Raw genomic sequence first — 15545 nt, 5'->3', positions numbered from 1 at the left:
AGCTAAGTTTCCTTGTAAAGATCGATTAAAGAACAACAGGCTGCCTGAATATTCAGGCAGCCTCAACAGCCTTAGCCTTTGCGGGCAGCAATAACTTGCTCAGCCACATTATTTGGGGCTTCGGCGTATTTTTTGAACTCCATAGAGTATGTTGCACGGCCTTGAGTAGCAGAACGCAAGTCTGTTGAATACCCAAACATTTCTGCCAACGGCACTTCAGCACGAACTTTCTTGCCGCCAATACCGTCATCATCCATACCCAACACAATGCCGCGACGACGGTTAAGGTCACCCATGACGTCGCCCATATAGTCCTCAGGCGTTTCCACTTCTACCGCCATAATGGGCTCCAGCAACACCGGAGAGGCTTTACGCATACCATCTTTGAATGCCATTGAACCGGCTAATTCAAACGCGATTTGCGAAGAGTCCACATCATGGTAAGAACCAAAAATCAAGCGAACACGGATGTCTACCACTGGATAACCAGCCAAAATACCGGTAGTCATGGTGTCCTGGATACCTTTATCGACAGACGGAATGAATTCGCGCGGAATCACACCACCTTTAATTTCATCGACAAATTCATAGTTCACGCCACCCGGTTCCAATGGTTCCATCTTAATCACAACGTGACCATACTGGCCTTTACCACCAGACTGTTTCACGTATTTGTATTCAGACTCAATCGGCTTGCGGATGGTTTCTCGGTAAGCCACTTGAGGCGCACCCACATTGGCTTCCACACCAAACTCACGTTTCATGCGGTCCACAATGATTTCCAAATGCAACTCACCCATACCAGAAATAATGGTTTGGCCAGATTCTTCATCAGTTTTCACACGGAAAGACGGATCTTCCTTGGCCAAGCGATTCAGGGCAATACCCATTTTTTCTTGGTCAGCTTTGGTTTTGGGTTCCACCGCCACGTGAATTACTGGCTCTGGGAATTCCATGCGTTCCAAGATAATTGGCGTGTCTTCAGAACACAAGGTTTCACCTGTGGTAACGTCTTTCAAACCAATAACAGCGGCAATATCACCAGCACGTACTTCCTCGATCTCATCACGGTCATTGGCTTTCATCTGTACTAAGCGACCAATGCGTTCACGCGTGCCTTTAACTGAATTAATGACATTGTCACCCGATTTAACCACACCGGAATACACGCGGATAAATGTCAATTGACCCACGTATTTGTCATTCATCAACTTGAATGCCAAAGCAGAGAATTTTTCGTCATCGCTGGCTTTGCGGCTGGCTTTTTCGCCATCCGGGGTTTCACCAGTTACAGGCGGAATGTCTACCGGACTTGGCAAATATTCAATCACCGCATCCAACAAACGCTGAACGCCTTTGTTCTTAAATGCAGAACCGCACAATACTGGTTGAATTTCACCAGCCAAAGTACGAGCACGCAAGGCTGCAACGATTTCTTCCTCAGTCAGCTCTTCGCCGCCCAAGTATTTTTCCATCAGCTCTTCATTGGCTTCGGCCGCAGCTTCCACCATTTTTTCGCGCCATTCGTTGGCCACATCTTTTAAATCAGCTGGAATGTCTTCGTATTCAAATTTCAAGCCCTGAGTGGTGTCATCCCACACAATGGCTTGCATTTTCAACAAATCCACCACGCCTTCAAAACCATCCTCTGCGCCCACAGGCACAACGATAGGCACGGGGTTGGCGCGCAAACGGGTTTGCATTTGCTCAACCACGCGGAAGAAATTGGCACCTTGACGGTCCATTTTATTCACAAAGGCCACGCGTGGCACTTTGTATTTATTGGCTTGACGCCATACAGTTTCAGACTGAGGTTGAACACCGCCCACAGCACAGTACACCATTACCGCGCCATCCAATACACGCATAGAACGTTCTACTTCTACTGTGAAGTCCACGTGTCCCGGGGTATCAATGATGTTTAAGCGATGCTCTTTAAACTGGCCGGCCATACCTTTCCAGAAGGTGGTTACAGCAGCGGAAGTAATGGTAATACCACGTTCCTGCTCTTGTTCCATCCAGTCAGTGGTAGCCGCACCATCATGCACCTCACCCAATTTATGGGTCATGCCGGTGTAGAACAAAATACGTTCTGAAGTGGTGGTCTTACCAGCGTCAATATGGGCAGAAATACCGATATTGCGATATTGTTCGATAGGAGTTTTACGAGCCACAATAATCGCCTTTCACAATTAAAAGCGGAAGTGAGAGAAGGCTTTGTTGGCTTCTGCCATACGATGCACTTCTTCACGTTTTTTCAGAGCGCCGCCACGGCCTTCTGAAGCATCAATCAGCTCACCAGCCAAACGCAGATCCATGGATTTTTCACCACGCTTACGAGCGGCATCACGCACCCAACGCATGGCCAAAGCCAAACGACGAGCCGGACGAACCTCAACAGGAACTTGATAGTTAGCACCACCCACACGACGGCTTTTTACTTCCACAACCGGTTTGGCATTAGCGATGGCTTCATTGAATACTTCAATGGCGGTTTTGCCGGTTTTCTTTTCAATCTGGGCCAGTGCACCATACACAATGCGTTCAGCCACAGATTTTTTACCGTCAATCATTACCACGTTCATAAATTTAGACAATTCAGTGCTGCCGAATTTTGGATCCGGCAATACTTCGCGCTTAGGCACTTCACGACGTCTTGGCATTTCTATTCCTTCAATTATTCAGTTGGGCATCATTGCCCGCGAATATTCAGATAAATATTCACTTACTCGACAGTGGATTGACTGCCGACAGGTTGGCTTATTTAGGGCGTTTTGCACCGTATTTAGAACGTGATTGTTTGCGATCTTTCACGCCTGCAGTATCCAAAGAACCGCGAACTGTGTGATAGCGCACACCCGGCAAGTCTTTTACACGACCGCCGCGAATCAAAACCACACTGTGTTCCTGCAAATTATGGCCTTCACCGCCAATGTAAGAAATCACTTCAAATCCATTGGTCAAACGCACTTTACATACTTTACGCAAAGCTGAGTTTGGTTTTTTCGGAGTAGTGGTATACACACGGGTACACACACCACGTTTTTGGGGGCAAGCCTCCAAAGCTGGTACTTTGTTAACGTAAACGGGTGCTTTACGTCCTTTGCGTACCAATTGGTTGATAGTAGGCATTTTTCTCTTTTCCTGTTGAGTCAATACTTGTCGACACCATGCCGACAAGAGCGGAATTTTAACGTTTTTGCAAACACTTAGTCAAGCCACCAACCCAACGAATAAACTGAGTCATCAATAAAAAACAACATCTTGCTTTTCAGGCCACAAAAGGCTGCCTGAAAAGAAAACCGCCGATAATAAAAATCGGCGGTTACGTTCATTGCGACTCAGTATGCAACATTATTCTTCGTTTTGGCGGCTTTCAATCGCTTCTTCCAAAGCCTGTTCTTGCCAATGCTGACGACGAGTACGGTGGTACGTTAAACCTGTACCCGCTGGAATCAAACGACCCACAATTACATTTTCTTTCAGCCCGCGCAAATCGTCGCGTTTGCCCATGATGGCAGCCTCGGTCAAGACACGCGTGGTTTCTTGGAAAGATGCAGCCGATATAAATGAATCGGTAGACAATGAAGCCTTGGTAATACCCAGCAAAATGTTTTCAAAGCGAGCCGTTTCTTTGTTTTCAGCCACCAATTTTTCATTGGCGGCCATCACATCGGCACGTTCAACTTGCTCGCCCGTAATGAAATGACTTTCGCCGGCATCCGCTATATTCACGCGGCGCAACATCTGACGAATGATGACTTCAATATGCTTATCAGAAATCTTCACACCTTGCAGACGGTATACTTCTTGCACCTCTTGCACAATGTAGCGAGCCAAAGCTTCCACGCCTTGCAAGCGCAAAATATCGTGCGGATCAACAGCGCCATCCACAATCATTTCACCACGATTCACCACTTGACCATCATGTACCAAAACTTGTTTTTCTTTCGAAATCAAAGTTTCATAAGCCACACCATCGCCATCCGTAATCACCAGTCGCTGCTTGCCCTTGGTTTCCTTACCAAATGATACGGTGCCAGTGACCTCAGCCAACATACCCACATCTTTCGGAATACGTGCCTCAAACAACTCGGCCACGCGCGGCAAACCGCCGGTAATATCGCGGGTCTTGGTGGAAGCTTGTGGAATACGTGCCAGCACATCCCCTTTACCAATTTCTTGGCCTTCGCGCACGGTAATCACCGCCCCAACCGGGAATGCCATAGAGACAACCGCATCATTGCCAGGCATGCGCACTTCTTCTCCATTTGCGTCTAATAATTTCACCGTAGGGCGCAATAATTTAGACTGAGTAGAAGAGCGGCGTTTGCCGTCGATCACCACCAAAGTAGACAAACCAGTCACATCATCGGTTTGCTTGGCTACAGTTACGCCTTCTTCAATATTTTCGAAGTGAACTCGGCCAGCAAATTCAGTGATCATCGGACGCGTATGCGGATCCCAAGTCGCCAGGGTTTTACCCGCAGCCACCACATCACCATCTTTTACCTGCAATAAAGCGCCGTATGGTACTTTATGCCGTTCGCGCTCGCGACCAATGTCATCGTGAATCACGATTTCAGAAGAACGGCCAATCACCACCAATTCGCCCTTATTATTTGTCACATAGCGCATCTGGCTGGAGAAGCGCACAGTGCCACCAGATTTGGCTTCAACTTGGCTGGCTGCTGCGGCGCGAGAAGCCGCACCACCAATATGGAAGGTACGCATTGTCAACTGTGTCCCTGGTTCACCAATGGACTGTGCCGCAATCACGCCGACAGATTCACCCACATTCACCAGTTTACCGCGTGCCAAGTCGCGACCATAACATTTGGCACACAAACCATAACGGGTTTTACAGGTAATCGGCGTGCGCACTTTTACTTCATCCACGCCTGAATTATCAATCAATTCAACCAAGGTTTCATTCAGCAAGGTGCCGGCTTCCACCAAGGTTTCCCCATTACTGGGGTCAACCACGTCCTCTGCTGTCACGCGACCCAAAATACGGTCACGCAATGATTCAATTACATCGCCACCTTGTACCACGGCTTTCATGACGAAACCATCAGACGTACCACAATCGTCTTCAACCACCACCAAATCTTGGGTGACATCCACCAAACGACGCGTCAAATAACCTGAGTTAGCCGTTTTCAAGGCGGTATCGGCCAAACCCTTACGAGCACCGTGCGTGGAAATAAAGTATTGCAATACTGTCAAGCCTTCACGGAAGTTTGACGTAATGGGTGTTTCGATAATCGAGCCATCAGCTTCGCCATCAAACCACGCATACCGGAAAGCTGCTTAATCTGTGCAGCTGAACCGCGGGCGCCAGAGTCGGCCATCATGTAAATAGAATTGAACGATTCTTGATCTACAGTTTTGCCTTCTCGATCTTGAACTTTTTGGGTCGACAGATTATCCATCATCGCCTTGGCAATTTTGTCACCAGTACGGCCCCAAATATCCACCACTTTGTTATAGCGCTCGCCATTGGTCACCAAACCTTGGCGATATTGGTCTTCAATTTCTTTCACTTCGGCATTGGCTTCAGCCAGCAATTTTGGTTTTGCCGCCGGCACGAGCATATCATCGACACAAATAGAAATGCCGGCGCGGGTAGAATATGCATAACCGGTATACATCAAATGGTCAGCAAAAATCACCGTATCACGCAAACCGCAACGACGGAATGAAGCATTAATCAGTTTAGAAATTTCTTTCTTCTTCAATGCTTTGTTAATGTATTCAAACGGCAAGCCTTTAGGCAGAATTTCAGACAGCAAAGCCCTACCTACAGTGGTTTCATGGCGATTAATGACAGGTTCAAACTCATCCTGTTCATTTTTCACCCACTCACGCAAGCGCACCGTAATTTTGGTACCCAATTCCACCTGACGGGTTTGATATGCACGGTGGACTTCTTTTACATCCGCAAACAGCGTACCTTCGCCTTTGCCATTGATTTTGTCGCGGGTCATGTAATACAAACCCAATACAATATCTTGCGACGGCACAATAATGGGCTCGCCGTTGGCGGGTGACAGTACATTATTGGAGGCCAACATTAACGTGCGGGCTTCCATCTGCGCTTCCAAGCTCAATGGGACGTGCACAGCCATTTGGTCACCATCGAAGTCGGCATTGAATGCCGTACATACCAATGGATGCAGCTGAATGGCTTTACCTTCGATCAAAATCGGTTCAAATGCCTGAATACCTAAACGGTGCAAGGTTGGAGCACGGTTCAGCATAATCGGATGTTCGCGAATCACCTCTTCCAAGATATCCCAAACGATTGGTTCTTCTTGCTCCACCATTTTTTTGGCTTTTTTAATGGTGGTCACCGTGGGATCCAGCAACTCTAGTTTATGGAAAATAAACGGTTTGAATAATTCCAATGCCATTTTCTTCGGCAACCCGCATTGATGCAAACGTAAGTACGGGCCTACAGTAATAACCGAGCGGCCTGAATAGTCAACGCGCTTACCCAACAGGTTTTGACGGAAGCGACCGCCTTTACCTTTAATCATGTCGGCCAATGATTTTAATGGGCGTTTGTTTGCACCAGTCATGGCTTTACCACGACGACCATTGTCGAGCAAAGAATCCACAGCTTCTTGCAACATACGTTTTTCGTTGCGCACGATGATGTCAGGGGCTCGTAATTCCAATAACCGTTTCAGCCGGTTATTGCGGTTAATCACGCGACGATACAAATCGTTCAAATCAGACGTGGCGAAACGGCCACCATCCAAGGGTACCAATGGGCGCAAATCCGGCGGTAATACCGGCAACACGTCCATAATCATCCATTCCAATTTCATACCAGAACGCTGGAATGCTTCCAACACTTTTAAGCGCTTAGCAATTTTCTTGATTTTGGTATCAGAACTGGTGGATGACAACTCCTGACGCAAAACTGTGATTTCTTGGCCAATATCCATGGCACGTAACAAATCACGAATACCTTCTGCACCCATTTTTGCTTCAAAATCACCACCAAACTCTTCATATTTGGCGTAATAGTCTTCTTCCGTTAGCAATTGGCGCGGCTGCAATGAAGTCATGCCGGGATCAGTAACCACATAGGCTTCAAAATACAAAATGCGTTCGATATCACGCAGTGTCATATCCAATACCATGCCCAAACGAGATGGCAAGGATTTCAAAAACCAAATGTGCGCAACCGGTGCTGCCAGTTCGATGTGGCCCATGCGCTCGCGGCGAACTTTGGACAAAGTCACTTCCACGCCACATTTTTCGCAAGTCACCCCTTTAAATTTCAGGCGTTTGTATTTACCGCAAAGACATTCATAGTCTTTAATGGGGCCAAAAATTTTGGCGCAAAACAAGCCGTCACGTTCTGGTTTAAACGTACGATAGTTAATGGTTTCCGGTTTTTTAACTTCCCCGTAAGACCAAGAGCGAATGGTATCCGGAGAGGCAATGCCGATTTTAATGGCGTCAAAATCTTCTTCAACACCGGCGTTTTGCAACGGATTAAACAAGTCTAGTAAAGCTTTCATATGTGCTCCTGACGGTAGCCGCTTTCAGGCTGCCTGAAAGCGGCAAATGCCGATTAGTAACGTTCCAAGTCGATGTCCAAGCCCAAAGAGCGGATTTCCTTAACCAACACATTGAAGGATTCCGGCATACCGGCATCAATCTTGTATTCGCCCTTGACAATGTTTTCATACATTTTGGTACGGCCAGTGACGTCGTCCGACTTCACAGTCAACATTTCTTGCAAGGTATAGGCAGCACCATAGGCTTCCAGCGCCCATACTTCCATCTCACCAAAACGCTGACCACCAAATTGGGCTTTACCACCCAGTGGCTGTTGCGTTACCAGACTGTACGGCCCAGTTGAACGGGCATGCATTTTCTCATCAACCAAATGGTGCAACTTCAGATAATGCATCACACCCACGGTGACTTTACGATCAAATGCCTCACCGGTACGACCGTCATACAAGGTGACTTGGGTGCGGGTATCATTAAAGCCCAGTTTTTGCACGTCATCGTCATCTTCTGGGTAGGCCAAGGCCAGCATGGCTTTGATTTCTGCCTCTTCAGCACCATCAAATACAGGCGTCGCAAGGTAATCCCTTTACGCAAATTGTCTGCCAAGGTCAAAATTTCATCGTCGCTCAACTCTGCCAGGTTTTCCTGCTTACCGCTGTTGTTATAAACCTTGTCCAAGAATTTGCGAATTTCGGCTACCTTGCGCTTTTCAGCCAGCATTTTATTGATGCGGGCACCGATGCCTTTAGCAGCCCAGCCCAAATGCACTTCTAAAATCTGACCAATATTCATACGACTCGGCACACCCAAAGGGTTCAGTACGATGTCAACAGAGCGCCCATCGGCCATGTATGGCATGTCTTCCACGGGCAAAATGCGCGATACCACACCTTTATTACCATGACGACCTGCCATCTTGTCACCGGCTTGCAAGCGACGCTTAATGGCAATAAATACCTTAACCATTTTTTGCACGCCCGGTTGCAACTCATCACCTTGAGTCAATTTTTTCTTCTTGATTTCATACAACGCATCAGATTCTTCATGTTTGGCTTGCAGGCTTTCTTTAATCAACTCAACCTGCTTGCCCACAGCTTCATCTGCCATGCGAATGTCAAACCAATCGTGCTTACTCGGCAATGAAACCAAGTAGTCCTTGGTGATTTCTTTGCCCTTACCCAATTTTAAAGGGCCGCCATTGGCTTTTTGCCCCACAATCAAGCGCTCAATGCGATCAAATGCATCGTCATTGAAAATACGCAATTGATCGGCCAAATCCTGACGATAACGCTTCAATTCCGCATCAATAATGGATTGAGCACGTTTGTCACGTGGGATACCTTCGCGGGTAAACACCTGGACATCAATCACGGTTCCGCTCATACCAGTCGGCATGCGCAACGAGGTGTCTTTCACATCACTGGCTTTTTCACCGAAAATAGCACGCAACAATTTTTCTTCTGGCGTTAGCTGCGTTTCCCCTTTAGGCGTCACCTTCCCCACCAAAACGTCGCCAGCTTCCACTTCCGCCCCGATGTAGACTATGCCTGAGTCATCCAAACGATTTTGCATACGCTCAGACAAGTTTGGAATATCACGGGTGATTTCCTCTGCACCCAATTTGGTGTCACGTGCAACCACATTCAATTCTTCGATGTGAATAGAGGTATAGCGATCTTCCGCTACCACACGCTCATTAATCAAAATCGAGTCTTCGTAGTTGTAGCCATTCCAAGGCATGAAAGCGATGGTCATATTTTGACCCAAAGCCAATTCGCCCAAATCAGTCGAAGCACCATCAGCAATCACGTCACCACGCTGCAATACATCGCCTTTTTGCACAGCCGGACGTTGATTAATGTTGGTCGATTGGTTAGAGCGAGTGAATTTCATCAAATTGTAAATGTCTACACCCACTTCACCGGCAGCCGCTTCATCATCATGAACTCGCACTACCACACGATTGGCATCAACGAACTCCACCACGCCGCCTCGTCGTGCTGCAATAGCAGTCGCACTATCAATGGCTACTGAGCGTTCAATACCAGTACCCACCAGTGGTTTTTCAGCACGTAAGCAAGGTACTGCTTGACGCTGCATGTTGGCACCCATCAAAGCACGGTTGGCGTCATCGTGTTCCAAAAACGGAATGAGGGAAGCAGCAACAGATACAATCTGGCCGGTAGCCACGTCCATGTACTGCACACGATCCGGCGTAGCTAAGATGGTTTCGCCTTTTTCACGACATGTAACCAAATCACCCGTTAAATGGCCTTTTTTATCCAAATCAGCATTGGCCTGAGCAATGACGAAACGTCCTTCTTCAATCGCTGACAGGTAGTCAATATCATTGGTTACTTTGCCATCAACCACACGACGGTAAGGCGTTTCTAAAAACCCATATTCATTGGTACGCGCATACACGGCCAATGAATTAATCAAACCAATGTTCGGCCCTTCTGGCGTTTCAATCGGACAGACACGACCATAATGAGTCGGATGTACGTCACGCACTTCAAAACCAGCACGTTCACGCGTCAAACCGCCGGGGCCCAAGGCTGAAACACGACGCTTGTGTGTAATTTCAGACAATGGGTTGGTTTGATCCATAAATTGCGATAATTGGCTTGAACCAAAAAATTCTTTAATGGCAGCAGACACTGGCTTGGCGTTGATCAAATCATGCGGCATCAAGTTTTCTGATTCAGCCTGATTCAAGCGCTCTTTTACAGCGCGCTCTACGCGTGACAAACCACTTCGGAATTGGTTTTCAGCCAATTCCCCCACAGAGCGCACACGACGGTTACCCAAATGGTCGATGTCATCTACTTCACCATGACCATTACGCAGCTCTACCAGCGTTGCAATACTGGAAACGATGTCAGGCACCGTCAACACCAAATCACCCTCTTTTACCGCATTGGCAAAAGTTTGCGTCATTAACCGTCCATACCAGCTATTTTGTTGTGCTTCCAATAGCTTTTGCTCATAGGTGCGGGTATTAAACTTCATACGGCCAACACGCGATAAGTCATAGCTGTCATGGCTAAAGAACAAGCGGTTAAACAAAGCTTCAACGGCTTCTTCGGTAGGTGGTTCTCCTGGACGCATCATGCGGTAAATGGCCACACGAGCTGCTTGTTTGTCTGCTGTTTCATCTGTACGCAAAGTGTTAGAAATATAGCCACCTTGATCCAAATCATTGATATACAAAGTGGTAATTTCATTCACGCTTTGAATGTCAAATTGAGCCAGCAATTCTTCCGTGATTTCATCATTGGCTTTGGCCAATACTTCACCTGATTCAGTGGAAACCACATCAGCGGCCAATACCTTGCCAATCAGGTTTTCTGGGTCCACTTGCAAGCGTTCAATACCAGCTGCAGCGATGTCGCGAATGTTTTTAGCAGTAATGCGTTTGCCCTGCTGCACCAAGACATTGCCATCTTTATCCACTAAATCAAATTTAGCAGTTTCGCCTTTTAAGCGTGATGCAACCAAATCAGTGTGTACAGCATCTTTGCCCAAATAAAAATGTTCTTTATCGTAGAACATATCCAAAATTTGGTCGGCACTAAAACCCAATGCTTTCAGCAAAATGGTTACGGGCATTTTGCGACGGCGGTCAATACGGAAATACAACAAGTCTTTGGGATCAAACTCAAAATCCAACCAAGAGCCACGATAAGGAATGATGCGCGCTGAAAACAGCAACTTACCAGAAGAATGAGATTTGCCACGGTCATGTTCAAAGAACACGCCCGGTGAGCGGTGCAGCTGTGACACAATCACACGCTCGGTACCATTAATAATGAAAGAACCACTGGGTGTCATTAGTGGAATTTCGCCCATGTACACTTCGTTCTCACGGACTTCTTTAATGACATTAGGCTTGGATGATTCCTTATCTAAAATCACCAAACGAATGCGTGCTCGCAAAGGGGCAGCAAAGGTAATGCCACGCAATTGGCATTCCTGGATATCAAACAGCGGCTCGCCCAAAACATAATGAGAGAATTCCAAACGGGCATAACCATTGTGGCTCACAATCGGGAAAATCGAGCTAAAGGCTGCCTGAAGACCAACGTCATGACGTTGGTCAAAAGGCTTATCCAACTGCAAGAATTGGGCATAAGAATTAAGTTGAGTAGCCAATAGAAATGGCACTTCCAACACATTCTCGCGCTTGGCAAAACTCTTGCGGATGCGTTTCTTTTCAGTAAAGGAGTAGGACATGGACAGTCTCCAGTGAAGGGAGGTTTGGCAAGTAATTGTTTATAAATAGAAAACTGCATTTCACAGGATTTATTTACGTCTATAAATGTAAAATAATGAAAAATATTACGTATAAATGTAAATATTTATAAAAATTCACCTGCGCTAGACAAGCGAAAGCAGGCTGGTAGCCTAAGCCACCAGCCTGTAAAACACAGTCAAAATTATTTGATTTCGACTTTAGCGCCCGCTTCTTCCAACTGTTTCTTGATGTCTTCAGCTTCTGCTTTAGCAGCACCTTCTTTAACAGTTTTGGGTGCGCCGTCAACCAAGTCTTTGGCTTCTTTCAAGCCCAAGCCAGTAATGGCACGAACCACTTTAATAACGCCTACTTTTTGTGCACCAGCTTCGAGCAATACCACGTCAAATTCGGTTTTTTCTTCCGCAGCAGCAGCACCGCCAGCAGCAGCACCGCCACCAACAGCCAAAGCTGCAGCAGAAACGCCAAATTTTTCTTCGAACGCTTTAACCAAATCGTTCAATTCCATCACGGTCAGGTTACCAACGGCTTCCAAAATGTCTTCTTTAGTAATAGCCATGCTATCAAACTCCAATTAAATTGATTGTTTCGTATGTATTCAAGAGCAAAGTTACGCGGCGGCTTCTTCTTCGGCTTTCTTGGCAGCCAAAGCAGCCAAGGCGCGAGCAAAACCGGATACCGGTGCTTGCATAATGCCCAACAATTTCGCCAACAGTTCTTCTTGGCTCGGGATGCTGGCCAACTCAGCCACTTGGGCCACATCCAACAAATCGCCATTATAAGAACCGGCTTTGACAACAACTTTGTCATCTTTTTTCGAGAATTGGTGCAGTACTTTTGCCGCTGCCACAGGATCTTCTGACACCGCATAAACCAACGGACCAACCATTTGGTCAGCCAAAGCGGCGAAAGACGTTCCTTCTACTGCACGACGAGCCAATGTGTTTTTCAACACATGCAGGTATACACCTGCTTTACGGGCATTGGCGCGCAGCTCAGTCAAGCTAGCAACACTGACACCACGGTACTCAGCAATCACCATAGTTTGAGCATTAGCAATGGCTTCGCTAATCTCTGCTACGGCTGCTTTCTTGGTTTCAATATTGAGACTCAAGGTCTACCTCCCACTGTTATCAATCAGAGTGGCATTCACCACTCCACCCAGCGCGGCAACCCAAAAAGACATAAGTAAGCAAAACTTACAAAATAAAATCTGGGACTACCGTCTGCGTAGGGGAATTTTAAAGCAGATGCTCCCTACGGTCTTGGACATCTACTTATTTCTAAGTAGCCCAATTATTGTTATGCAATACTGCATAACAATAAATTTTATTCAGGCAGCCAATATGCTGCCTGAAACGGTTTAGCTGTTAACAGAAGAACTGTCAACACGCACACCCGCACCCATAGTGCTGGAAATGGCAATTTTCTTCAAATATTGGCCTTTAGCCGCAGCCGGTTTGGCTTTCACAATAGCGTCCAATAGTGCATTGAAGTTTTCACGTAGATCAGCCTCTGCAAATGAAGCTCGACCAATGGTGGCATGCACAATACCTGCTTTGTCAGTACGATACTGTACTTGACCAGCTTTGGCATTTTTAACGGCCTCAGCCACATTAGGAGTTACTGTACCCACTTTGGGATTTGGCATCAAACCACGCGGGCCTAAAATGGTGCCCAACTGACCAACCACACGCATAGCGTCTGGAGAAGCAATCACGACATCGAAGTTAAGGTTACCGGCTTTAACATCCGCAGCCAAATCTTCAAAACCAACAATATCAGCACCTGCTTCTTTAGCTGCTTCTGCATTAGCGCCTTGGGTAAACACCGCCACACGCACGCTCTTGCCAGTACCTTTAGGCAACACCACAGATCCGCGAATCACTTGATCCGATTTACGCGGATCAACGCCCAAATTAATGGCCACATCAACTGATTCATCAAATTTAGCAGTGGCATTGGTCTTTACCAAGCCCAAAGCTGCATCAATCGCATACAATTTGTCGCTTTCAATGGCGGCACGAATGGCCTGAATGCGTTTAGACAATTTAGCCATTTACACACCCTCCACATCTAAGCCCATGGACCGGGCACTACCAGCAATGGTACGAACAGCAGCATCCAAATCAGCGGCAGTCAAGTCTGGCTCTTTGGTTTTGGCAATTTCTTCCAATTGTGCACGAGTCACCGTACCCACTTTTTGCGTCAATGGATTAGCACTGCCCTTTTGCAAACCAGCCGCTTTTTTCAGCAAGATGGATGCAGGCGGGGTTTTCATAACAAAGGTAAAGGACTTATCCGCAAAAGCAGTAATCACAACCGGTATTGGCAATCCAGGCTCAACACTTTGAGTTGCTGCATTAAATGCTTTGCAAAATTCCATGATATTCAAACCGCGCTGACCCAAAGCAGGGCCTACCGGAGGAGATGGATTGGCTTTACCTGCAGGGATTTGCAGTTTAATGTAGCCGACAATTTTTTTTGCCACTTTAAATACTCCAATTAACGGGTCAAACGCAGCCTAAGCCGCTCCCCAAAAAGACTGACCGATCATTATAAAGAAAAAATAATTTCTTTACAAGAATCGGTCACTTATCTGGATAAATTTGTGGTTAAATTTTCTCAACCTGAGCAAATTCCAATTCTACTGGTGTTTCGCGACCAAAAATTTGTACAGCCACACGCATCTTATTGCGCTCGTAGTTCACCTCTTCAACTACCCCATTAAAATCAGCAAAAGGACCTTCATTTACACGTACTTGCTGACCAACTTCAAATTCCACTTTGGGCTTGGGTTTTTCTACGCCACTTTGCACTTGATGCAAAATCGTATCTACTTCGCGCTGAGGGATAGGCAATGGCTTATTCGCTGTACCACCAATAAAACCCGTCACACGTGGAGTGCTTTTTACCAAGTGCCACGATTCATCGGTCATATCCATTTCCACCAGCACGTAGCCGGGAAAGAATTTACGCTCGGTGATACTACGGCGGCCATTTTTAATATCAACCACTTCTTCTACTGGCACCAAAACCTGACCGAAATAATCGCTCATACCTTCGCGCTCAATACGTTCTTTCAAGGTTTTTTGCACATTTTTCTCAAACCCTGAATAAGCATGGACCACATACCATTGCTTTGCCATGACTAGCTCCTTTTCATAAAGATGTCAAAAAACAGCCATGAAATCAAGCTGTCAACGCCCCAGATGAATAAGGCCAAAATGGCCACAAACACAATCACGAACAAGGTCATGCGCAACGTTTCATTGCGTTCGGGCCACACCACTTTCTTGGCTTCTACCACAGATTCGCGCACGTATGAAGTCAATTCACGCCCAGTCGCAGTCCAGAAGAACACAATCGCAATTGCAACAACCACCCCCACCAAAGGGAATAGAGAACGGATATACACCGGCAATTGCGCCGCCAATGCATAAAACGCCCACACACCAACGGCCACCAATATAGCCGCCAAAATAAACTTAACCGAATCAGCCCGCTTACTTTGTCGTTGCTCTTGTTGCAATTTCAGCTTTGCCTCAGCTTTTAATTGCGATTTACTGGGCTTAGCGACAACATCTTGCGATGTGTTCTTTTCCATAAAACCACCTTCTGTTTTAATACACAAAAGACTAACCGGCACTCAGGCCGGTTAGTCTATTTTTTGGCAGGCCAGGAGGGTCTCGAACCCCCAACCCTCGGTTTTGGAGACCGATACTCTACCAATTGAGCTACTGGCCTACAAAAC

At 46.7% G+C, this 15545-nt stretch carries 9 protein-coding genes, 1 tRNA gene and 2 pseudogenes; all 12 read right to left on the bottom strand.

The genetic code is table 11. The features are described from left to right. Nucleotides 1-71 precede the first annotated feature (71 nt). The 12 genes and pseudogenes from fusA to A2F46_RS10855 all read right to left on the bottom strand — a co-directional run bounded on the left by fusA (nucleotide 72) and on the right by A2F46_RS10855 (nucleotide 15538). Nucleotides 72-2174: an elongation factor G gene (gene fusA, locus A2F46_RS10915; protein ID WP_066570402.1), complete on the bottom strand. Its 2103-nt coding sequence runs from the start codon at nucleotides 2172-2174 to the stop codon at nucleotides 72-74. Nucleotides 2175-2192: 18 nt separating this feature from the next. Continuing rightward, nucleotides 2193-2663, bottom strand: coding sequence for a 30S ribosomal protein S7 (gene rpsG / locus A2F46_RS10910; RefSeq protein WP_066570400.1), 471 nt, complete (start codon nucleotides 2661-2663; stop codon nucleotides 2193-2195). Between the two features lie 97 nt (nucleotides 2664-2760). Beyond that, complete coding sequence (gene rpsL / locus A2F46_RS10905) at nucleotides 2761-3132, bottom strand: 30S ribosomal protein S12 (protein ID WP_066570398.1); 372 nt, start codon at nucleotides 3130-3132, stop codon at nucleotides 2761-2763. A gap of 222 nt (nucleotides 3133-3354) precedes the next feature. After that, a pseudogene (gene rpoC / locus A2F46_RS10900) lies at nucleotides 3355-7538 on the bottom strand (DNA-directed RNA polymerase subunit beta'). A gap of 53 nt (nucleotides 7539-7591) precedes the next feature. Beyond that, nucleotides 7592-11772 (bottom strand): annotated as a pseudogene (gene rpoB, locus A2F46_RS10895) (DNA-directed RNA polymerase subunit beta). Nucleotides 11773-11975: 203 nt separating this feature from the next. Beyond that, nucleotides 11976-12350 carry a 50S ribosomal protein L7/L12 gene (gene rplL / locus A2F46_RS10890; RefSeq protein WP_066570396.1) on the bottom strand — a complete coding sequence of 125 codons (375 nt, stop codon included), beginning with the start codon at nucleotides 12348-12350 and terminating at the stop codon, nucleotides 11976-11978. Between the two features lie 51 nt (nucleotides 12351-12401). After that, nucleotides 12402-12905 (bottom strand): 50S ribosomal protein L10, encoded by a 504-nt coding sequence (gene rplJ, locus A2F46_RS10885; protein ID WP_066570393.1) that lies wholly within the window; start codon nucleotides 12903-12905, stop codon nucleotides 12402-12404. 249 nt (nucleotides 12906-13154) lie between these two features. Further along, nucleotides 13155-13850, bottom strand: a complete 696-nt coding sequence (gene rplA / locus A2F46_RS10875; RefSeq protein WP_066570390.1) for a 50S ribosomal protein L1 — start codon at nucleotides 13848-13850, stop codon at nucleotides 13155-13157. Then, nucleotides 13851-14282, bottom strand: a complete 432-nt coding sequence (rplK, locus tag A2F46_RS10870; RefSeq protein ID WP_066570387.1) for a 50S ribosomal protein L11 — start codon at nucleotides 14280-14282, stop codon at nucleotides 13851-13853. It lies immediately after the preceding gene. A 124-nt stretch (nucleotides 14283-14406) separates the two neighbouring features. Next, nucleotides 14407-14940, bottom strand: a complete 534-nt coding sequence (nusG, locus tag A2F46_RS10865; protein WP_066570385.1) for a transcription termination/antitermination protein NusG — start codon at nucleotides 14938-14940, stop codon at nucleotides 14407-14409. A gap of 2 nt (nucleotides 14941-14942) precedes the next feature. Then, on the bottom strand, nucleotides 14943-15398 hold the full coding sequence (gene secE, locus A2F46_RS10860; RefSeq protein ID WP_066570382.1) for a preprotein translocase subunit SecE: 456 nt from the start codon (nucleotides 15396-15398) through the stop codon (nucleotides 14943-14945). A 64-nt stretch (nucleotides 15399-15462) separates the two neighbouring features. Beyond that, nucleotides 15463-15538 (bottom strand) — tRNA-Trp (locus A2F46_RS10855). Between the last annotated feature and the right edge of the window lie 7 nt (nucleotides 15539-15545).

Origin of the sequence: Snodgrassella sp. CFCC 13594, assembly GCF_001590725.1 — a bacterium.
Taxonomy (GTDB): Bacteria; Pseudomonadota; Gammaproteobacteria; order Burkholderiales; family Neisseriaceae; genus Snodgrassella.
This window is presented reverse-complemented; position numbering and strand designations above follow the sequence as displayed.

Bases quoted from the DNA above. Each gene is read 5' to 3' on its own strand.
- rpsL (WP_066570398.1), bottom strand. From the start codon at position 3,132: ATGCCTACTATCAACCAATTGGTACGCAAAGGACGTAAAGCACCCGTT.
- rplL (WP_066570396.1), bottom strand. From the start codon at position 12,350: ATGGCTATTACTAAAGAAGACATTTTGGAAGCCGTTGGTAACCTGACC.
- rpsG (WP_066570400.1), bottom strand. From the start codon at position 2,663: ATGCCAAGACGTCGTGAAGTGCCTAAGCGCGAAGTATTGCCGGATCCA.
- nusG (WP_066570385.1), bottom strand. From the start codon at position 14,940: ATGGCAAAGCAATGGTATGTGGTCCATGCTTATTCAGGGTTTGAGAAA.
- rplA (WP_066570390.1), bottom strand. From the start codon at position 13,850: ATGGCTAAATTGTCTAAACGCATTCAGGCCATTCGTGCCGCCATTGAA.
- secE (WP_066570382.1), bottom strand. From the start codon at position 15,398: ATGGAAAAGAACACATCGCAAGATGTTGTCGCTAAGCCCAGTAAATCG.